The 22,233-nt window shown below is 27.7% G+C and carries 15 protein-coding genes and 1 pseudogene; 12 read left to right on the top strand and 4 right to left on the bottom strand.

The features are described from left to right. Positions 1 to 3: 3 nt before the first annotated feature. On the bottom strand, positions 4 to 1,467 hold the full coding sequence (locus ACWXVM_RS01815) for a DUF1846 domain-containing protein (protein ID WP_455994030.1): 1,464 nt from the start codon (positions 1,465 to 1,467) through the stop codon (positions 4 to 6). Between the two features lie 951 nt (positions 1,468 to 2,418). On the opposite strand from ACWXVM_RS01815, the gene pyk reads away from it, so the two are divergent. Continuing rightward, positions 2,419 to 3,840: a pyruvate kinase gene (gene pyk, locus ACWXVM_RS01810; protein ID WP_438340534.1), complete on the top strand. Its 1,422-nt coding sequence runs from the start codon at positions 2,419 to 2,421 to the stop codon at positions 3,838 to 3,840. Between the two features lie 72 nt (positions 3,841 to 3,912). Here pyk and ACWXVM_RS01805 read toward each other — a convergent pair whose 3' ends face one another. Both ACWXVM_RS01805 and serS read right to left on the bottom strand, forming a co-directional pair. After that, the gene (locus ACWXVM_RS01805; RefSeq protein ID WP_438340535.1) at positions 3,913 to 4,503 is read right to left on the bottom strand and encodes a hypothetical protein; all 591 of its coding nucleotides are present in this window, start codon (positions 4,501 to 4,503) and stop codon (positions 3,913 to 3,915) included. Positions 4,504 to 4,590: 87 nt separating this feature from the next. Further along, positions 4,591 to 5,856: a serine--tRNA ligase gene (gene serS / locus ACWXVM_RS01800; protein ID WP_438340536.1), complete on the bottom strand. Its 1,266-nt coding sequence runs from the start codon at positions 5,854 to 5,856 to the stop codon at positions 4,591 to 4,593. Positions 5,857 to 5,987: 131 nt separating this feature from the next. On the opposite strand from serS, the gene ACWXVM_RS01795 reads away from it, so the two are divergent. The 5 genes from ACWXVM_RS01795 (at position 5,988) to ACWXVM_RS01775 (ending at position 13,527) form a co-directional block, all read left to right on the top strand. Continuing rightward, positions 5,988 to 8,264, top strand: a complete 2,277-nt coding sequence (locus tag ACWXVM_RS01795; protein ID WP_455994028.1) for an ATP-dependent DNA helicase — start codon at positions 5,988 to 5,990, stop codon at positions 8,262 to 8,264. 40 nt (positions 8,265 to 8,304) lie between these two features. Further along, positions 8,305 to 8,859 carry an aminoacyl-tRNA hydrolase gene (gene pth / locus ACWXVM_RS01790; protein WP_444704941.1) on the top strand — a complete coding sequence of 185 codons (555 nt, stop codon included), beginning with the start codon at positions 8,305 to 8,307 and terminating at the stop codon, positions 8,857 to 8,859. Continuing rightward, positions 8,849 to 9,790 carry a tRNA lysidine(34) synthetase TilS gene (gene tilS / locus ACWXVM_RS01785; protein ID WP_455994026.1) on the top strand — a complete coding sequence of 314 codons (942 nt, stop codon included), beginning with the start codon at positions 8,849 to 8,851 and terminating at the stop codon, positions 9,788 to 9,790. The genes pth and tilS overlap by 11 nt, the downstream gene beginning before the upstream one ends. Before the next feature lie 59 nt (positions 9,791 to 9,849). Continuing rightward, entirely contained in the window at positions 9,850 to 12,045 is a 2,196-nt protein-coding gene (gene ftsH, locus ACWXVM_RS01780; protein ID WP_455965999.1) for an ATP-dependent zinc metalloprotease FtsH, read from the top strand. Positions 12,046 to 12,249: 204 nt separating this feature from the next. Further along, positions 12,250 to 13,527: a hypothetical protein gene (locus ACWXVM_RS01775; protein ID WP_455994024.1), complete on the top strand. Its 1,278-nt coding sequence runs from the start codon at positions 12,250 to 12,252 to the stop codon at positions 13,525 to 13,527. A gap of 52 nt (positions 13,528 to 13,579) precedes the next feature. On the opposite strand, the gene ACWXVM_RS01770 is transcribed toward ACWXVM_RS01775, so the two are convergent. After that, on the bottom strand, positions 13,580 to 14,194 hold the full coding sequence (locus ACWXVM_RS01770) for a DUF402 domain-containing protein (protein WP_438340542.1): 615 nt from the start codon (positions 14,192 to 14,194) through the stop codon (positions 13,580 to 13,582). A 139-nt stretch (positions 14,195 to 14,333) separates the two neighbouring features. Between ACWXVM_RS01770 and trmB the strand changes: the two genes are divergently transcribed. From trmB to ACWXVM_RS01740, 6 genes and pseudogenes are all read left to right on the top strand, one after another. Beyond that, positions 14,334 to 14,939 carry a tRNA (guanosine(46)-N7)-methyltransferase TrmB gene (gene trmB / locus ACWXVM_RS01765; RefSeq protein WP_455994022.1) on the top strand — a complete coding sequence of 202 codons (606 nt, stop codon included), beginning with the start codon at positions 14,334 to 14,336 and terminating at the stop codon, positions 14,937 to 14,939. 95 nt (positions 14,940 to 15,034) lie between these two features. After that, the gene (gyrA, locus tag ACWXVM_RS01760; RefSeq protein ID WP_455994020.1) at positions 15,035 to 17,776 is read left to right on the top strand and encodes a DNA gyrase subunit A; all 2,742 of its coding nucleotides are present in this window, start codon (positions 15,035 to 15,037) and stop codon (positions 17,774 to 17,776) included. 311 nt (positions 17,777 to 18,087) lie between these two features. Next, the gene (locus tag ACWXVM_RS01755; RefSeq protein WP_455994018.1) at positions 18,088 to 20,085 is read left to right on the top strand and encodes a variable surface lipoprotein; all 1,998 of its coding nucleotides are present in this window, start codon (positions 18,088 to 18,090) and stop codon (positions 20,083 to 20,085) included. Between the two features lie 361 nt (positions 20,086 to 20,446). After that, positions 20,447 to 21,073, top strand: coding sequence for a hypothetical protein (locus tag ACWXVM_RS01750; protein WP_455994016.1), 627 nt, complete (start codon positions 20,447 to 20,449; stop codon positions 21,071 to 21,073). A gap of 269 nt (positions 21,074 to 21,342) precedes the next feature. Further along, the gene (locus ACWXVM_RS01745; RefSeq protein WP_455994014.1) at positions 21,343 to 21,525 is read left to right on the top strand and encodes a hypothetical protein; all 183 of its coding nucleotides are present in this window, start codon (positions 21,343 to 21,345) and stop codon (positions 21,523 to 21,525) included. Positions 21,526 to 22,039: 514 nt separating this feature from the next. Then, a pseudogene (locus tag ACWXVM_RS01740) lies at positions 22,040 to 22,233 on the top strand (lipoprotein); the annotation flags it as partial.

The following is a 22,233-nucleotide window of genomic DNA, read 5'->3' as shown; positions in this document are numbered from 1 at the left end:
TCCTTAATGTTTTATTACTTCAACTTGTTCGGTTAAATATATATCCATACTTTTTAAAATTTCTTTATCAGATTCGCTTGATATTGTGGTCCTATGTAAATATAAACCAGCAAGTTTATTAATTTGATCATATGCTTTTTTAGCTATTTTAGATGTTAGCGCACTAATTGAAAGGGCCATAAGCGTTTCTTTAACATCAAGTGATAGATGATTGTAATGTAAGTTTTGTTTTAAATCCTTAACTAATTCTATGACATCAGGATTTAGAACGTCAATTGTTGAATCAATTTTTGCAAAGTACTTTAAGGCATTTAGAACTACAGCACTATTAGAATTTAATAATTTAGATTCCTTCCCTAACAAAACATGACCAGAATTTATTTCAATAGCTGAGCAAACTACATTATTTTTATTGGTGTATTCATTTGCAAATTTTATTGATCCTATAATATTAGGGTCAATATTGTTATTTTTAATTATTTTATTTAATCTATTTAGATAGACTTTTGGACATTTATCTTGTTGGTAATTTACTTTGGTTTGATAATACCTACATACTATTTCTTTTTGAGAGGCTATGGTAACTGCTTGATCGTTGGTAATACAAAATCCTGCCATATTAACACCCATATCTGTTGGCGATTTGTACAGTGATGTATTGTATATTTTTGTTAGTAAATTATTTAATATTGGAAATGCTTCAAGATCTCGATTGTAATTTGTCGCCCTGATTTTATATGCGTTCCAATGAAATGAGTCGACCATATTTATATCATTTAAATCAACTGTAGCCGCTTCATATGCTAGGTTGGTAGGATGATTTACTTGTAGATTTCAAATGGGAAAAGTTTCAAACTTAGCATAGCCAGATTTTATATTATTCTTATTGTCGTGATATAGTTGTGAAAGTATTGCACTTAATTTTCCAGATCCCGGTCCTGGCGCCGTTACGACAATGATTCTTTTTTTAGTAATAGCGTAATCATTTTTGCCAAAACCGCTTTCAGATACAATATGTTCAATGTCGTGGGGATAGTTTTTTATATGATATTGCTTAACAACATTAATCCTTCGTTTAGTTAGCCTATGAATAAAGGACTTGATTTGAATAGAATCTTCATATTGTGTTATTACAACATTTTTAACCTCAAGGTCATATTTTTTAAATTTATTAATAATTCTAAAAATATCCTCTTCATATGTAATATTAATGTCAGACCTTATTTTTCTGTTTTTTATATCCTGGGCAGAAATCACTAACATTATTTCAACTTCGTCTTTAAGTTTTAACAGCATTTGTAATTTTGCATCATGTTTAAATCCTGGCAAAACTCTTGTGGCATGAAAGTCATTGAATAGTTTTCCACCAAATTCAACATATAATTTATTGCCAAACTTATCAATTCTCTTCCTAATTTCATCAGATTGAAGATTAATATATTTGTTATTATCAAAACCAATTTCCATAAATTTTTCCTAAAATATAAATTTATTTTAATTCTTAAATAATTTTATAACAATTTAATATTATGATATTAAGAAATTACAAATAGTCATCTTTTAAAAGGAAAACAACGCAACGCTTCATAAACTATATAATGATAATTAGTTTTTAAAGTTTAGATGAGTTTTTAAAAATTATGATTACAAAAAATTAATAAAGGGGAATTTTGACAATTAAATTGCTTCTTTACATTGAACTATGTCATATAAAAATGATTTATATTTTGCAATTAACCGTGTTGAATGCTTATTTTTAATTGCATTATCAAAGGCGCCAAGACTATAAATCCTCATACATTTTTGATTTTTAGGTAGTAAATAAACTTTTAAAGAATGCTACATCATCAGTAAAACTACTAAGATCAAATGATAGACGTTACTATATATAGTGCAAAAAATTTTTGATGCTTCTTAAAGATAGATTTATTTATTTTAATTTTTAAATAATATAAAGTAAAAAAGAACCTAATATGTTATTACTAATTTTTTAAATTTCGTTTTTTAAATATTTTTTTAAACTATAGTTGTATTTATAAAATTAAAATATATTGTTTTTTTAGTGCAATTTTTATTGTAAAAATATGTTTTTAGCAAAGAAAGATTCTTTAGATATAGAAACAAAATTGATTTTAGCATATAAGTTTTTTGTTGTTTCAAAAAGTTAATAATTGAATCTTATTTGTTTGTTCCCATCTTTGTGTAGATTTTTATCTACCTTATATATTTTGCCCCTTAAAATTAGTAGAAAAATAATTTTTTATCTTGCTAATTTATTATTGCAGTCAAATCTTAACTAATGTAAAATTAAAAAATCTTTAAAGGAAAGTAATTTTGGTATTTTTATCATTATTTAAAAAAACAAGTTTTAAATAAAGAGTAAAATTTTATTATATAAAAAATTTCGAAAGGCATAACATGAAATTTAATGAACTAAGAACTAAGATAGTCGCTACAGTCGGACCTTCAAGTGAAAGTTATGAAACAATGAAAGCTTTAATTGAAGCTGGTGTTACAACCATTAGAGCAAATTTTTCACATGGTACAATTGACGATCATAAAAGAAAGTTTGACATTGCTAGACAAATATCAAAAGAAATAGATAGACCAATTTCATTGATGTTGGATACAAAAGGGCCAGAAATCAGAATTGGTAAGATGCAAGATGGCGTTTGCTTAATTCCTGCTAAACATAAATTAACTATTAGAACAGATAAAAAATCATATGAAAATTTAATTGGAGATGAGAATACTATTACCGTTTCATATCGTATGGACCTAGATGTTAATGAAGGTAATAAGGTATTGATTGATGATGGTAAATTGGTAACTATTGTTAAAGAAGTAAAACCTAATGAAGTTATTGTTGAAACTATAAATTCTCATAAATTAAAAACAAATAAAAGAGTTAATATTCCGGGCGTTAATTTCTCTCTACCATTTTTATCAGAAAAAGATATTAATGATATTATTTGAGGAACTCAATATAAAGTTGACTATATAGCAGCATCATTTGTTAATAATGCAGCACAGGTTAATCAAATAAGAAAAATTCTTGATGAGCATAACGGACAACATATTCAAATAATTTCAAAGATTGAATCTCAAATGGCAATTAACAATATTGACGAAATAATTAGAGCATCTGATGGAATTATGATTGCTAGAGGTGATTTAGGTTTAGAAATACCTTATTATGACGTTCCATATTGAGAAAAGAAAATTATTCGTGCAGCAAGAATTCAAGGAAAGAATGTTATCGTTGCAACACAAATGCTTGACTCAATGGAAAATAATCCTTTACCAACAAGAGCAGAAGTTACTGATGTTTATTACGCTGTTGAATTAGGTGCTGATGCAACTATGCTTTCTGGTGAATCCGCATCTGGAAAATATCCAGTTGAAGCTGTTAAAACAATGGCCAAAATAGCGAAGAGAGCTGAAAAAGAATATTTTACTGAATTATTCTATGAGAAACAAATTCAAAAGGTTGCTAATGATCAAAATTCAAGAATGCTAATTGCTTATGAAGTAGCATCAATATTGCAACCTGGCGATTATAAGTTTGCTATTGTTTTATCACATAGTGGTAAATTATTAAAAGAGGTAGCTAAGTATCGTCCTAATGCTCATATTATTGGTGTTGTAAGTGACGACAAACTTGTATGGAGTTATGGAGTAACTGCGGGCGTATTTTGTGAAAAGCATTCAGAAGCTGTAAGATCTTTAATAAAATATAATCACGATGCTGGACGTCAAGTTTTAGAGGAATATGGCGCTAAAAAAGGTGATAAATTTATTGTTGTGGATAGTTTAAATATTACTTCACATGAGTTCTAAAAGTTATTTTTATTAATAAAAAACCGCAGCGTTAGGCATGCGGTTTTAATTTAAACAATTTTTTTAATCTATCTATTTAGATCATATTTTTTTGTCGAGTTTATATGTATTTCTCAACTTTTTTAGTTGCTTAGAAATTTCTTGATTTATGATGTATGAAAAAGGGTTAAATGTAATTCTTTCATTTGTTTCAAAATATTTATCTAAAAAACCAAATGTTGTTTCACCATACATTGAGTATAGAATTTCGCCTATTTTAGTGTCTAGTCAAATATATTTATTAGCAAGAATTTTTCTATCCAAAAAAAGAATCATATTTGGCAATTTGTCAAGAATTTCTAAGGTAGTTAAACTATATAATTTTTCTTCTGATTCTGACTTTGTTAGGAAGAAATCTCTTTTTATTGAGTCAATAATTTTATGTTTACTAAGATAGTAGTAATAGCAGAAAAATGTGTGGCCTCATTCTTGGTTATATTCTTCTTCCCCGTCATATAGTTTGCAAAAATCGTCATGTTGTTTCTTACTTATTTCCTCAATCGAGAAAATTTTAGTGAAATCTTCATAGGAATTTAACGGCTCATTAAGTTTTTTTAACAAATTTTTTGATTCCTCATATAACACATTTTCATTTTGAATATTTTCGTTTTTCTCTGGTTGCATATTTATTCTTCCCCGTTTTTAGGATAATAAAGAATTTATAATTTGATTTCTTAATAACATTTATTTGTTCAAAATATTAAACGTTATTTATCTTATTATTTCTTTATTCATATATGGAACTAAAACTTTTGGAACAGTTATCGAACCGTCTTCATTTTGATAATTTTCTAAGATAGCAGCAACAACTCTATCAATGGCCAAACCAGAACCGTTTATTGTGTATGCATATTTAGTTTTTCCCTCTTTAGTTCTATATCTAATTTTTGCTCTAATTGCTTGAAAATCCTTATAAATTGAAATTGAACTAGTTTCGCGATATCTTTGCTCAGAAGGAATTCACAACTCAAGGTCAATTGTTTTAGCTGACCCAAATCCCGTATCACCTGTTGATAATATAAGCTCTCTAAAAGGTATTTCTAGTAATTCTAAAATGCTTTTTGCATCATTGACCGTTTTTTGTCATTCCAATAAGCCATCTTCTTGTTTAACAAATTTAACTAGTTCAACTTTGTGAAATTCGTGTTGTCTAATTAAGCCTTTTGTATCTTTTCCACCACTCCCAGCTTCAGATCTAAAGCATTTAGTATACGCGACATATTTGATAGGATTTTCAAGATTTAATATTTCATCGTAATGCAAATTGGTGACTGGAACCTCGGCAGTTGGTATCAGTCATAAGTCACTATTTTCGACCTTAAAAAGATCTTCGCCAAATTTTGGGAGTTGTCCTGTGCCATAAAGCATATTTGAATTAACTAGGTGCATTGGCATAATTTCTTTATATCCATTTTTTATATGTGTATCTAACATGAAATTTTCAAGCGCCCTAATTAATCTAGCCCCATCGTTTTTATAAAGTGCAAAGCGTGATTTTGAAAGTTTAACGGCTCTTTGGAAATCCACAATATCAAGTTTAGTTGCGATTTCATAATGCGGCAAGACATTTTTAACTAATCCACGTCCAAGGTTAGCATATTCGCCAATGCAAACATTATCCTCATCGCTTAAACCTATTGGCACGTCATCATACGGGATATTAGGTATTTGTAATAATAACTTATTTACTTCTTTGACAATTTGATTTGTTTCAGATTCGATTGATTCAATTTGTTTTTTGGCTTCATTTACTTCTAGCATTAGCAAGTTATAATCTTGGTTATTTCTTTTTTTGATTCCTATTTCTTCGCTTAGTTTATTTCTTTTGGCCTGAAGACCTTCTAAATTATGAATCAATGAATTTCTTTTGTCACCAAGTTCATAAATTTTATCAAGTGCTAAATGGTCAAAATTTCTGTTAGCAAGTTTTTTAATTACTTCTTCCTTATTTTTTAAAAGATATTTTAGATCAATCATATTTTAAACTCCCTGAATTAAACTATCAATAATTTTATACTTTTTTAATAAAGTATGGTTGTTATTAACTTTAATTTGCATATCCTTAAATAGGTCATAAAAAAGTATGATTGTGCTACAATTAAAAAGATATGCTTAAACAGAATTTTATAGTAACTGGAACATTTGAAAAAGTGTTATGGAGATCAAGAGATCAGCGTACAGCAATTGTGGCTTTTAAAGTTTTAGAAAATGATAAAAAAAATCCCATAATCTTAAATTCCTATAATTCAATAACCATAACTTTTTATGATCATTTATTTGACGAATTAAAAATTGAAATTCACGAAAAAAAATATGAAATAAGCGTAATTAAAAATAACCTTTCAAAATATAATGATAGTTATTTGATCGATTCCCAAATCCCTTTTAAAAAAGTTACATCTGAGCTTCTAATTGAGGAAAAAAATGAATATTTAAGTCAAGTTTTTAAATTAGAGCTATTTAATGAATTAAAAAATGTTAAGTTTAATACATTGATAAGAGATTTAGGAGAAGATGTTTTTCAAAAAATTTATGACGATAAAAAGCTTTATGGCCAAACATTTGGTATTACTGCGGAAGATTGAAAAAGACTTGTGGAAATAATAAAAAATAACTTTCAATATTTAATTGATATATCACACCTTTTTAAGATTAATGTTTCAAAGGCAACAAGCAGGTTAATTTTAAAGAAATTTAGTAGCCTTAAAAGTTTTTTAGATGAGTATTTTGATAATTTATACGATTTTTATTTTGACCTTGAAGAATATGAAAATATTAAGATATCTGATATTGATAAGATTGCAATTGAATTTAATCCTACATCGCTAGTTCAAAAAAACGCAACTTATTTATATGCATTTGTAGAAGAATATTTTTTTAATTCTGGTAATACGTTAATTAAAGTAGATAAATTTTATAAAACCCTATGTATTATTTTTAATAATGAAATTTTTAATAGTATTAAGAAACATTTTGATGAGACAGTTGCCCAATTATTAGAAAAAAGATTGCTTATTTCTTTAAAATACATTGATGGTGAGTACTATACTACTCGCGATACAATTTATAAAGAAGAATATGTTGTAAAGCGTCTTTCATATATATTAAAGAAATCAAATTACGAAGAGCCTAACATTTTAAATATTCCATCGATTTTTGATGCACAACAAGTCACAGCTATTAGATCGGCTTTAACTGAGAATTTAGTATTAATTACTGGCAATCCTGGGACTGGTAAAACATTAATAACTAATGAAATTATTGACCAATTAGCTAGAAAATATGATCATAACGATATAGCAATTTTAACTCCGACTGGTCGAGCAACAATTAATATTAATATAAAGCAAGAAAATATGAAGGCCCAAACAATTCATAGTTTTTTGCGTTGAGATCAAGAAAGTAACAGATTTTTTACTAATGAAGATTCAACCTCTGATATTAGTATTTTAATTATTGATGAGTTTTCAATGGTGTCATTGGATTTATTTTATAATCTTTTAAAAGGTATATCAAAATATACATTAACTAAAATTATCTTAGTTGGTGACAAGGATCAATTGCCGGCCATTGGCAGTGGCTACTTAATTAAAGATTTTATTGAGAATAATATTTTTAAAACTATTATTTTAACTAATATATATCGTCAATCTGGAAACTTTGATATTGTTAAAGATGCTTTAAAAATAAATGAAGGGGTATTTCCGGATTTTGAATCAAAAAATTCTGAATTTTATCCAACAAATCGCCTTGAACTTAAAAATAAATTAATTAAGAAGATTGAAGAATTATTAGCTCAAGGCTATACAAAAAAAGACATAGCTATTCTTAGCCCAATATATCGTTATGAAACTGGTATTGATGAAGTTAATGAGGCTCTTATTAGTTATTTTAGAAATAAAGAAAAACCTGAAGTCGCTAAATATCGTGAAAGAACATTAGCAATTAATGATAAAATTATCAACCTAGTTAATGATTCTAAATTGAAGGTTTTTAATGGTGAAATAGGTTATATTTCGAAATTTATATATGCTAAATCAACAACAAAAAAGGAACCTATTTTATCACACATTTCCATTGAATTTGATAGTGATGATAAAGTTGTTACCTTGCCAAGAGCCTATTTCTTTGAAAATACCTATTCAGCCTATTGTACAAGTGTTCACAAATATCAAGGTAGTGAGTGCAAGGCCGTAATTGTAATTTTATTCTCAGAAGCCAAAAAATTATTAAGTAAAAAATTAATATATACAGCAATAACAAGAGCAAAGCAATATAGTGTTATTATAGGTGAAAAAAGTGCGCTAGAATTTGGTATTGCAAATGATGATGATTCTAAAAGAATTACTAATATTCAATATCTATGAATGAAAAATCATAAATAACAAATATTTTGTTTTAATTTTTAATTATTAAGGAGAAATTATGAAATTAATTGTTGGATTGGGAAACCCAGGTGTTGAGTACGAAAGAACAAGACATAATGTAGGTTTCATGGTTATTGACAAACTTGCTGAGAAATTAGAATGTCCCCTAAAGGAAAAAAAGTTTAATGGAATTTTTTATAAGGATAGTGAAATAATTTTAGCTAAACCCTTGACATATATGAATAATAGTGGCGAATTTATTAAAGCAATTTGCGATTATTTTGAAATAATGATCGACGATATCATTGTCGTTTATGATGATATGGATACCGAACTTGGCAAAGTTACTATTAGACAATCAGGCTCTTCAGGAGGCCATAATGGCATTAAGAGCATTATAAACCATCTAGGCACCCAAGATTTTAAACGTTTAAAAGTGGGGATTGGTAGAAAGGAAAACGCTATTAACTTTGTTTTAGGAAAATTTAGTTATAGTGATTCATTGGTAATTGAAAAAGTTATTGATGCAGCATCTGATGCCTTAATTCAATTTATTAGTAATGATATTCGTTATGTTATGAATAACTATTCAGGTAAAATTTATGGAAAATAAGTTAATTGAATTAAGACAAAAATTTTTTAATGAATTTATTAATAACCTTGTTTCATTGGATGAAACCTTTATCCTTGGCATTAGTGGTGGACCCGATTCAATGTGGCTGCTCAATCTTATGAAAAATCAAAAAATTATTGTTGCTTGTGTTAATTATAATAAGCGTGAGGACTCGTGAAAAGATGAAAAAATAGTTCGAGATTTTTGCTATAAAAATAACATAGTATGCGAAATTTTTTCAATAGAAAAATCAAATGATCATGTTGGTAATTTTCAAAAAATAGCACGTGATCAAAGATATACATTTTATAAAAAAATTTATGATAAATATAAGGCTAATTATTTAGTTCTTGCGCATCACAAGGATGATTGTCTTGAAACATTCTTATTTCAGAAGCAAACTTTTAGACACCCAAAACAATATGGAATAATGCCATTAAATAAAATTAATAACATGAATATTTTTAGACCGATGATTAATTTGTGATATAAAGATGAAATTTTAGCATTCTGTAATCAATTTGCGATACCATATGCTATTGATTATACAAATAATTTGCCTATATATACTAGAAATAAAATTAGAATTGGACTAAAAAAATGTTCTTCCTTACAAAAAGATGAATTATTTCTAAAATTAAAATTCTTGAATAAAGAATTAGAGAAAAAACAAAATCTTGTAAATAATGAATTTAAAAAGTTTAGGGAATCTAATTACAATTATAAAATTCTAAACTTTGATCATTGTTATATTAATGAAATTTTATTTGAATATTTGCACGCTAATGTTAAAGATATTAAAATATCATTAAATAAATTAAATTCATTTAAAAAGTTTATTATGTCTCAAAAAAATTTTAAAGGTTTTAAAATTAATGATGAAGTAATTATCTATAAGAAGCAAGCGTCTCTAAAAATTTGTAAAAATTAATTTTTATTTTATAATTTTGCTAATAAATTATATTAAATTACTATAGAAAGGAGTTTTATATGGGAAATAAAAATAACTCTCCACAACCGAAAGAAAAGAAAAAAATTGGATTATTTGGAATAGTTGGGATTTTTATTGCTATTGTTGCCTTTATAGTTCTTGTTTTAATTGCAGTTGATCAAATTCGTGCTGCTTCAATCAAATACGAGAATCTAGGTTTTTTAGAAAAAGTCGTAAGAGAAACAGCAAAAAGTCAAACTGATGGTCTTTATGTTTCGCAATGATTAGAAAATACTTATTCTGATACTTTAAATATTACAGTTAATGGAACCCAGAATGAATTGCAATTTTTGCTTGGTCGAAAATTTTATCCCTTTTCATCTTATTCATTTACGATTAACTTAAGTGGATTATTAGAAAGGGAATTACCATCTTCATTAATTTCATGAACAAATACTAAAACATATTATGAAGCTCTTAGTGCCATAACTTCAACAAGTGGTGGTATTTCTGGCTCATTTAGTTCAGCACCAATTCCACAGGCTGGCATCTTCGAAAAATACATAAGTCCAGCAATTAATGTAATCTTCTTTGGAATTATTATTATTGCTATTGTATTTAGCTTAAAATCAATGTCAAGAAGAGGATTGGGCGGTGATTTTGGTATAGGTAATAAATCATTAGCACAAAGAGTATATTCAAATAAAAAATTCTCAGATATAGCAGGAAATGAGGAAGTTAAGGAAGAAGTTAAAGAATTAGTTGATTATTTAAAAAATCCTAATAAATATGATGCTGCGGGTGCCAGAATCCCTAAAGGTATTTTACTTGGAGGCCCTCCAGGAACTGGTAAAACCTTAATTGCAAAAGCTACAGCAGGGGAAGCTAATGTGCCTTTCTTCTTTATTTCTGCTTCGAATTTTGTGGAAATGTTCGTTGGTCTTGGGGCCAAACGTGTTAGAGATATGTTTGAAGAAGCAAGAAAACATGCACCTGCAATTATATTTATCGATGAATTGGATGCTGTAGGTAGATCGCGGGGCGCTGGAATTGGTGGCGGAAATGATGAAAGAGAACAAACTCTTAACCAATTGCTAGTAGAAATGGACGGCATTAAGGAAAATAGTGGAATTTTAATTATGGCAGCAACTAATAGAACTGATGTTCTTGATCCTGCCTTATTAAGACCTGGTCGTTTTGATAGAACTATTACTGTCGGACTTCCTGATATTAAAGAAAGAGAACAAATCCTAATATTACATGCGAGAGGAAAAAGAGTTGATCCTAAAATTAGTTTCTCACAATTGGCTAGAAGAACTCCTGGATTTTCGGGTGCCCAACTCGAAAATGTAATTAATGAGGCTTCATTATTGAGTGTTAGAGAAAGAACTCTATTTATTACTTTAGAACAAATTGATGAAGCTATTGATAGAGTTATGTCGGGTCCTGCTAAGAAATCAAGAACAATTTCTGAAAAAGAAAATATAGCAGTTGCGTATCATGAAGCGGGACATGCCGTTGTTGGAATTAAAATGAAAGGCGGCAATAAGGTACAAAAGATTACCATTATCCCTCGTGGTCAGGCAGGTGGATATAATTTAATGATGCCTGAGGAAGAAAAATACAATCGTTCAAAATCAGAATTAATTGCTATTATTACTTCATTTATGGGTGGCCGTGTCGCCGAGGCAATTATTTATGGAAAGGAAAATGTGTCAACTGGTGCTAGTGATGATATTGCTAAGGCAACATCTATTGCACGTAGAATGGTTACTGAATGAGGTTTATCTGATTTAGGACCTATTAAGTATGAGGAAGATACATCAAATCCATTTTTAGGGCGTGATTATATGAAAAACGCTTCCTTTTCAAACAAGGTCGGCCAAGAAATTGATGAACAAATTCGCAAAATTATTCTTACAGCAGAACGCGAAGCACATAAAATTATTTCAGAGAATCGCGATTTATTAGAGTTAATTAAAGATGCTCTTATTATTAAAGAAACAATCGTTGCTGAGGAAATTGAATATATTGCTGAAAATATGAAATTACCAGAAGGGCTAAGCAAAACAAAAGAACAATTAAAAGTAGATTATTCAGAAGTTGATTTTAATAATTTATTTAATGAAGTTTCAGGAGCTAAAAAAATAACTGAGGATAAATATAAAAACGACTTAGCAGAGGAACTTGCAAAACATGATGTTCCATTGGATGATAATTTGTCTGGTAATGATGAAAATGATGATAATAATTAAAATTGAATAACTTTTTATTTAAAATCCCAATAGACAATAACATGGTGTCTTTTGGGATTTTAATTTAATAATTTGTCATATGTGTTATATTAAGTGTCTTTTTTAGCTTTAATTTGTTTATGTAATTGTTATATATTATAATTTAGTTAATTATAAATTACTGTATAGATAATGTAAATTAAACACGCAAAGGAAGAAAAGATTATGAAGAAGAGTTTATTAAAAATATTATTGCCCTTAACAAGTATCGGAATTGTTCCTGTTTTAGCAGTTTCATGCTCTAATTCTGAAAAACAATTATTAGAAAAAGAAATTGAAAATGTTAATAAAACTATCAAAGAGGATAAAAGTTTAACTGCTGAAACAAAAGTTTTATTAGCGCAAAGTGTTACAAAGACAAGAAATTTATTAGCTCAAGCGAAGTCAGATGCAGAAATTAAACAAATAAAGGATGCATTTATTAATGAAATTAATGAGATTAAATTAAAAAACAAACAACAACCAACACCTAAACCAGATGACAAATCAGGCGATAATCCAAGTGCTCCTATTGATGAAACAAAAAAAGAAAATCAAGTAATTAAGAAATTAAAAGATATCTTTGAGGTTAGTGAAGAAAATAAAACTAAATATGGTGCTAAATTATTAAATAAAGAAGTTTGATTATGATATGGCAGAAAAGATAAAAACATAGTTGTAACACAACAAGGTAAGAATCCTAATTGAAAAAAAAGGGTTGATGTAATATTTACAATAAAAAATACTAGTTTATTAGAGGATACACAACTTGTTAATTCTGAAAAATCAACCTATGAAAATAAGAAAAGAAATTCAATAGAATTGCAATCGCAGCTTAACTATAAAATAGTCAAAAAGAGTGAGAAAGATGATTCTGATGGAAAAAATAAGACTGTTGATTTTGAAGTAATTGTTGAATATAAAAGTGCATCATACAGTAAAGATGGAAATCACATAATTTCCGATACTTCTAATACTTCTAAATTAGAATTTTCAATTAAGGTACCAAAAACTAATGAAAAAATTAGCGATGTTGATGCCTTTATTAAAACTACACAAGGTAAGTTTAAACTAAATGATAAATATTCTAAAAAAGATTCTTTAAAAGAAGATTTAAAACAAAAGAAGATTGATCTATGATATTCATACACCTCGCATGCCATTGTTTGGACCCCAAAAAATCAAAACCCTAATTGAAAAGATTTGACTGAATCAGACCAGGTTTTATTATCAAGCGGTATTGAGTGAAATAAAGACGGAAAAAACTATCAACTTGCAAACCCTTCTAATCCAACATACATGAAAAATAATCAAACAAAAATCAGCAGCAAGCTTGATTACGAAGTTAATGAAAAAGACGGTAAATTTATTTTAATAATTAAATATAAAGGTGCTGAATTTGTTAAAAAAGGTGCTCCTATTATTGGTAATGAAGTTGTTTCTTCCGAAATAGAAATTGCTTAAAATAAAAAGAAAATAGAGGGAAACACCTCTATTTTTATTAGTCTTAAATATTCTAAATATCCCCGGAATTTATTAATTGTTTTTTAATATCATTAATAAGTTTTTTAGAAAAAATACCCCTTTTTAATCTGCTTTGTTCTTCTAAAAAATCAAGTTCATTATAGATGCGATAAATCAATTTTAAAGGATAATTTAACTTAGTTATCGATTCTTTAAAGTCAATTCAGTCAATAACGTTAAACTCATCATCGTTGTAACATTTAATATCAAGGTCAAAGTCAATGTATTTAATGATATTATCCTCAATAAAAAAAGGGCTAGCTAAATTAACATAAATATTGTTTGGTCTATCATCATTAAGAGTTATCGAAGCATTATAAAATTTATTTTTGGCAAAGAAAAACAAAATAGGTTTTGAAACTAGCCAGTTGATATTTGATTCTTGCACTTTTGTTTTCATTAATAAAACAACAACAAAATCATCAAGATTAGCTATGATTTTACACCCTTCATATTGTCGATATAATGTGCCATCATACTTAAAAGCTTGAACAGAAACTAGTTGGCCCATTTGATATAGTTTCTTAGGTTTTCTTGATTCTAATTTTGATATATTTTCTTGTTTTGCTAAATCATGAAAACTCTTAATCTCATTATTAGAGCTCATGTATCCTCATTTTTAAATAATTAATATATGTATAAGAAACTAATTTTACTTAGTTAGTTATCATAAAAATTATAAACAAAAGTTACTAAAAACCATCTTTTTTAAAAAATATGCAAGAAGGTTTTATACAATTTTATCTATGAGATTAAGACATAATAAAAACGCATTAAGCACTCTCGAAAATAGCGAATTTTATATTAACCAATTCCCTTATACACCTAAAAAGGATGCCGTTGTTGAGATTGGTATGGGAAAGGGTAAGATGCTTTCAGAATTAGCACTATGTCATCCGGAAAATGAATATATAGGTATAGAGAAATACTCGACCCCAGCATTATCGGCGCTCAAGAAGATTGAACAAAAGTCTTTAAAAAATATGAAGATAATGGTGGGCGATGCTGCTAAACTTAATGAAATTATTGCCGATAAGGTAAAAACAATTTGGCTAACTTTTTCTGATCCATGGCCTAAAAAAAGGCATTTTAAGAGGAGACTAGTTTATAAAACTTTTTTAGAACAATATAAATCTGTTCTTGATAAGGAAGGCAAAGTTTATTTTAAGACTGATAATAATGGGTTATATGAATTTGCATTGGAACAATTAAAGGAATTTAACGCTGATATAATTTATCATACGTCGGATTTACATAATTGTAATTATCAAATTGAAAATAAATTAACTGATTATGAAGAAAAATTCAGAAATGAAGGCAAAAAAATTTATTTTATTGCTTTTAAATTTTAAACCATAAAAAGTTTATGGTTTTTTTATGCCTTTAATTTTTATGTCTTTTTTGATATAATTAATATATTACTTTGTAATATATTATAGGAGTAAATATGCTTAATGATGAAGAAAAAAAACTAGATGAATTAAAAATGAGCCAGGAAAAAAGCAAAGAGGAAACAATAGATGATTTTTATGCGGTTAGCGATGAAATTAAAAGAGTTTTTGATGACGAGCCAAAAGAAACAATAGATGATGAAGAGGAATATATTCCCCAAAATAATGAAAGCTATGTTGTCCAAAGTCAAATTCTAGATAGTGAAGTAAACGGGCTAAGACCAGCTGATCTTGCAACGGTAATGAAGAGTTCGTTTCTTGAATATGCAATGAGTGTTATTGTTGCAAGGGCTTTACCTGATGCAAGGGATGGACTAAAGCCAGTTCATCGTAGAATATTATATGGTATGAGCGAATTAGGGATGTTTCATAATGTGCAACATAAAAAATCTGCTCGTATTGTTGGGGATGTGTTGGGTAAATATCACCCTCATGGTGATAGTTCAGTTTATGAAGCAATGGTTAGAATGGCTCAAGATTTTTCTTTGAGATATCCTTTAATTGATGGCCATGGTAATTTTGGTTCTATTGATGGCGATTCTGCTGCGGCTATGCGTTATACAGAAGCAAGGATGTCAAGGATTGCAGGCGCTATGGTTGATGGTATTAAGAAGAATACTGTTGATTTTATTGATAACTATGATGGAACAGAAAAAGAACCAGTAGTATTGCCTTCTAGATTTCCTAATTTATTAGTTTCCGGTTCATATGGTATTGCTGTTGGTATGGCAACAAGTATCCCACCTCATAATTTAAATGAGGTTATCGATGGTGTTTGCGCATTGGCAAAAAACCCTGATATTACAATAAGTGAATTAATGGAATATATTCAAGGGCCAGATTTTCCAACTGGGGGGATAATTTTTGACAAAGAAGGTTTAATACGCGCCTATGAAACAGGAGTTGGCCGTGTTACTATACGTTCAAAGGCAACTATTCAGGAATTGAGTAACGGCAAATCTAAAATTATTATTACAGAAATTCCATACGGTAAAAATAAAGCAAGCTTAATTGAAAGTATAAATCATTTAATTAAGGATAAAAAAATTGAAGGAATTTCCGATTTTCGTGATGAATCAAACCGTGATGGTATAAGAATTGTAATCGAAATTAGGAAGGCATATGTCCCAGAAGTTATTTTGAATAAATTATTTAAATTAACAGAATTTCAAACTAGATTTTCATTTAATATGGTAGCTCTAGTTAATAATGAACCGCAAAAACTTAATTTAAAAACTGCTTTAGAAGTATATTTAAAACACCAAATTAATGTTCTTACAAGAAGATTGCAGTTTGATTTAGAAAAAGATTTAGCAAGAGCTCATATTTTGGAAGGCCTTAAAATTTGCGTTGAAAATATCGACCGTGTAATTGAAATTATAAAGAAATCAAAAACTGATGTAGAAGCACAAACAGAATTAAGTAATAAGTTTAATTTAAGTGAAATTCAAACCAAGGCCATTGTTGATATGAGACTCGGCAGACTAACTGGATTAGCTATTACTAAGATGAATGAAGAGTTGGCATTAGTTCACGAAAGAATTGGCGAATATCAAAGAATATTGGGCGATAAAAATGCTTTAATTGATCTAATAATAAAAGAGTTAAACGAAATCAAAGAAGCATATGGAGATAATCGTAAAACACAAATTAATTGAGATGAAGCCTCTGATATTAATAATGAGGATTTGATTCCTAGAAAGGACGTTGTCATTACTGTTACTACAAATGGCTATTTAAAACGTTTAGATTTAGATGAGTACAAAGAACAAAACCGCGGTGGCGTTGGTGTTTCAACTGCTAAAACCTATCAAGACGATGATATTCAAGATATTCTGGTAGCTAATACACATACTGATTTATTGATATTTACTACTGGAGCTAAGGTTTATCGTGTAAGAGGATATGAAATCCCAGTGGGGACTAAGCAATCAAAAGGTACACCAATTATTAATATCATTGGTGCTTTAAGTAGTGATGAACGTGTTATAAAAATATTAAGTGTTGATGATAGCGACTATGATAAAAATAAATTCTTAGTAACTGTAACTAAGAAGGGAATTATTAAAAAATCACATTTATCATTATATAAATTAATTAATCGAAACGGAAAGCTAGCATTTGGATTGCGGGATGGAGATAGTCTTGTCGAGGCACTAGTTGCGACTGATAATGAGGATATCTTTATAGCGGCCAATAATTCAAAATTATCACGTTTTGAGGTGGCTGATATTAATTCAAAAGGTAGATTAGCAGCTGGTGTTGTGGGAATAAAATTAGGAGAAAATGAAAAGGTAGTTTCTGCTTCGACCTCGAGCGAGGGAAATTATATTTTTAGTCTTGGTGCAAGTGGATATGGAAAATTAAGCCTTGTTGATTCATTTAGAAAAACAAAAAGAAATTCAAAGGGTGTTTTAGCTTTAAATGAAGGAAAGGCTGGCGAACTTGCTTACTCAGCAACTGTAAAAGGAACTGAGGATATAATCGTTATAACCGACGAGGGTGTTACAATTAGATTTTCACTAAAAGCCGTAAGTATTACTGGAAGAAATGCAAAAGGAGTTAAATTAATCGATCTAAAGAAGAGAAATTCTTCTATTGTTGCAGTGGCAAAAGTAATTAACGAAACAGGCGAGGAAAATGAAACACGTCAATTGACTGATACTGAATTAAAAGATATTACCAGTGATGTTGATCTTGATATTCAAAATGAAGAAAAGACCAATAATAATGAATAAAAATTGTTTAAATAAAAAATATAATATTAAATTAGTTAGTCAAAATATTATAAAATATTAGATGTATTTAAACCAAGCACAAAATAAATCTTTTGTTGTTATATATTAAATACGCATAGTTGCAAGTAAAAGTCCATTTTAGGACTTTTTTATTACTTTTTTAGTGCTTTTATAATGCCTATGTTAATTATGCTATAATTTCACTATAAAATGAATAAATCAATCAGATTAAGAATTAAAATCAATAAAATCTAAGGGATAAAAAGGCCACTTTTTTGTGGCCTTTTCTTTTAAATTTACGGAGGAACTTTATGTCTAAAAATAGGAGAATTTTATTATCAATAGGGTTAATTTCACCATTAATTACCATTCCTGTGATATCAATTTCATGCAGTCAGGATGCAAAAAAAGATTTAAAAAAAATTAAGAATTTATTAAAAACTTCTGTTGAGGAAACAAACAGAATCTTTAGTTCAAATAAGGCATCGCTAGCTTTTAGCTTCGAAGAAGAGGAAGTTTATCAAAAGGCTATAGATAAAGCTATGGACATCCTAAAAAATAGTAGTGATTTAATTATGATAGAATCTACTACTAACCATATGGAAATAGCAAAAAATGAAATGGAATCTAAAATTGCTAATTTGTCAAAAAAATCTGATCAAGAGTTGCTTAAATTAGCGGAATCGTATACAAGATTTAGTTATCCAAGTATAGAAAATACTACATTAGCACAAGCTGATTTGAGCAAAATTATTAAGATTTTGCCTAAGACTTTTGAATTTAGTCAATACAAGGCTGTTAAAAACGAAGAAACTAATGACATTACCTTTATATATCGACTACAAAAGAAAAATACCAATATAAGACATGAAAAAAATAAATTTTTCATTCTAACTGGATGAAAAAAAGGTATGAATCAAATAAACAAAGAATTAGAAGAAAAAGCAAAATTAGATGAGAACCTTACAAAGTTAAAGATAAGATTTAATAATGAAAAGGCTTATCAAAATGTACTTACGAATGTATCAATTAATAATTTTGAAAATAAGCCTAACTTTGTTGTTTCGGAATATGATAAAAATTTGTATAATTTTGAACTTTCTAATCTAGTTAAGGTGTCTGATAATGAATATAAAATTGATATTCTATTATATTCAAATACAGACAAAAAAATAAGTAAAAAAATAACCAAAACAATTGATAAAGAAAGATATGCGCATCCTTCTTCTATTAATCCTCATAATTTAACACAAGAAAAGCAAAAAGAATTTTTAGTTGCACAACTTAAGGATGTTCTTGTTTATCCTTATTATTCAAAAGATAAAACATTTATCGAAAAAGGTGATTATGCAAAATTAACTAATAAATCTTATTGATTAACAACAAAGAATCATCAATTACAATATCTTTTTAAAGATATAAAAGAAGAAAAAGGCATTAAAAAAATAACTATCGAAGTTTCCTTTGCCGATTGAAGCAAAAGCCCTATGATTTCATATGACGTGCAATTTGATTTGAATAAATTAGGCATTGAAGAATTAAATAATATAAGAAAGCAAAAAGGCCAAGAACCCCTTGAAGATATTCAAGCTCCAACTAATACCATTGAAAATAAACAATATAAACAAATAAAATTAGTCGATTTTAAGGAAACACCTTCTGATGAATATCTAACTAGTGATAATGGTTTTAAAAGAATTCATGATAAGGCTTTGAAGAATCTTAAATCAAAAGAATTAGTTTTAATAAATAATGAAATTAAAGAAAAAATTTTAAAAGATGGTGAAAAATTTATAGCAGCCCAACATTTTGAATTTAACAAAAATACTTATCAAATTGATTCGGAATTATTCTTTTACAATTACACCCAAACCTTTATTAATACACAAAATGTTCTAATATTTTCAAAACCAATTATTGAAAACAAAAAAATTAAATCAATAAAAGTAAGTTTGGGCAGCTTAACTGATGTTTTGAATAAAGATTATGCAAGAATAAGCTCAACAAGAGTTAAAATTAACGATGAAAAAACAGCAAAAGAGGATATAAAAAGACTTCAATTAACCGAAGAAATAAAAGCAAGAGGTTTTGATAAAAAACTTAAATATAATGGTAGTTTTACCAAGGAAAATTTTAACCTTGACAATTTAGTTTACGAAATAAATGTACCTGAAGGATTTGAAATAATTAAACCTACAAAATTCGAGGTTAAGACCAAAAAGTCTAAGACAAAAATTTCTGTAATTGTTCGATACAAAAAAAATAATATTGAATCCTTTGCTTTTGTTACTGTATTTGAAATTAATTAACATAAAATTTTATTGGAAATAAGTAATTTAAAAATTTATATAAATAAAATTCTAGGTTTTTACTACCTAGATTTTTATTTATAGTTAATAAACACGAAAGTAAAAAAAGTCTTAATTTTGAGCCGTGTTGATTTTTATTAGAGACTAGAAATTATTTTTTGCAATATGTTAAAAAACACTTATTTTTTTAGATACATAATTAATTTTGTTTCTAATTATTCTAATAATTGGATAAACTGCAAATATAGCAAATGTATAAATTGGTATTTCAACTAAACTCTTAAATATGATAGGTACCATAAAGAAGAAGTAATATTCACTATGTTTTCATGTCCCGCTTCGGAAACGGTTATGATAGTTAATGTATGCATACGGACCTCATAATCATCTAGTTATGATTAGTATTCCAAATACAGTTAATAAAATATTGAATAATAGAAACATTGCATATTTAACGTGGACATTTCTTGTTACTAAATATGTTATTAAGAATGCTTCCGATATTATTCATATAGATGCTATTCCAAATGTAGATATGCCTATAACAGCGTTGATTGATAGTTTTCTTTTTCTTTTTAGAGACCCCTCACTAATTGGTAGGGAATTATATTCTTTTAGTAGGATTAAAATAAAAATTGTTGTAATAATGGTTAGAAAAATAAAACCAATTGCTCATGTTGCAGTTTCGTTTTTTTTATTTAATCCCCTCATAAAATATCCAGCAAGAAAAGCTATTAAAATAGGGACAATCGCATACTCGGGCATCCATGTTGATATCCCAAATATTAGTTGATTAATCGTATCACATAATAAACCAATAATTGCCCCTTTTCAAGGCCCAAGCGCAAGACCAAAAATAATAAAAACTGCATATGTTATTGAAATGTTAAAAGCACCAATAAATACAAATTTTTCTATGGCTGCGGACACCATATATAATGATAATAATAGACCAAAAAGTGCTATTTCAAAAATTGAAAACCGATAGGTTTTAGTTTTGATATTTCTATGTATATCTTGAACTCAATTTATAAAGAAAGCACATACCCCCTTAATCATGATTTTTAAGATTAATTAATTATAGCAAATATAGAAATTAAGCTAGTAAATTATTAAAATCCTTAAATAGTTTCGCTCATTAAAAATAGAACTATAAAAAAGTTAATAAAACTGTTTTAATTTGTTTAAAATGCTAAATTTGCTCATAATTCTAAAACCAGGAAAAAAGCAAATAATAAATTCCAAGAAGGCAAAATAATGCAGGAAGATGATTTAATTAAAAAAGAAAGAGAAATTAATAATACGCAAAATTTCACAGAATCTCACGGCAAAGAATCTTCAAAACTTGAAAATAAAGGCAATGATTTAGATAACTTAATTATTGGTGATAGCAATGAAAAAAGCGATTTTAAGGATATTCAATCTAGTATTATTGGTTAAAAAATAAAAATGTTGGTGATGATAAAACACAAAAAAAGTAATGGTAGACAGGACTTATAACAAAGTTAAGCGGAATTAAAAAGCGTATCACAAAAGCAAGATCTCCCAACATCGAGTATTGACTTATGTGCTGCGAAAATAAAAAAAATCAAAGAAAATGAAAAATGATTATGCAAAAAAGCAATTAGCTTCAAACCTTTTCTAAACCTGAATCGAATACTTTAAATTAAAATTATTGAAGATTTGTAAGATAAAATTGCAATTTAACTAAAAAAGAGTGCCACAAAAAGGTAATAGCAAATGTGGAGTATTAATAAAGGAATTAGGATGATTTTGGAGTTATCCCATTTTTTTATATTGATGGCTTAAACCAGTAGACTTAATTGATAAAACTAAGAATAACTTTTATTTATAAAAACAGAATTTTTTGATATTTTGTTGATAAATTTCACAAAAAAAAAAAAAAAACTATGGTGTAATTTAGTAAATTGATAAACATTTTAAGGGGAAATTTATGAAAAAATCTAACAAAATTTTATTAACATTAGCAAGCATTTCAATACCTTTTATAACAGCTGCAACTGTTATTTCTTGCAGTTCAAATAATGATAATAAACCTAGTAATCCTAAAATAGATGATCAAAAGAAACCACAAGATCCTAAAAAGAAAGAAGAACAAGAAAAGAAACCAGAAGATCCTAAAAAGAA

This window comes from Mycoplasma sp. 2261, assembly GCF_053851575.1.
Note: the sequence above shows the minus strand (reverse complement) of the source record. Positions and strands in the feature narration are given on the sequence as shown.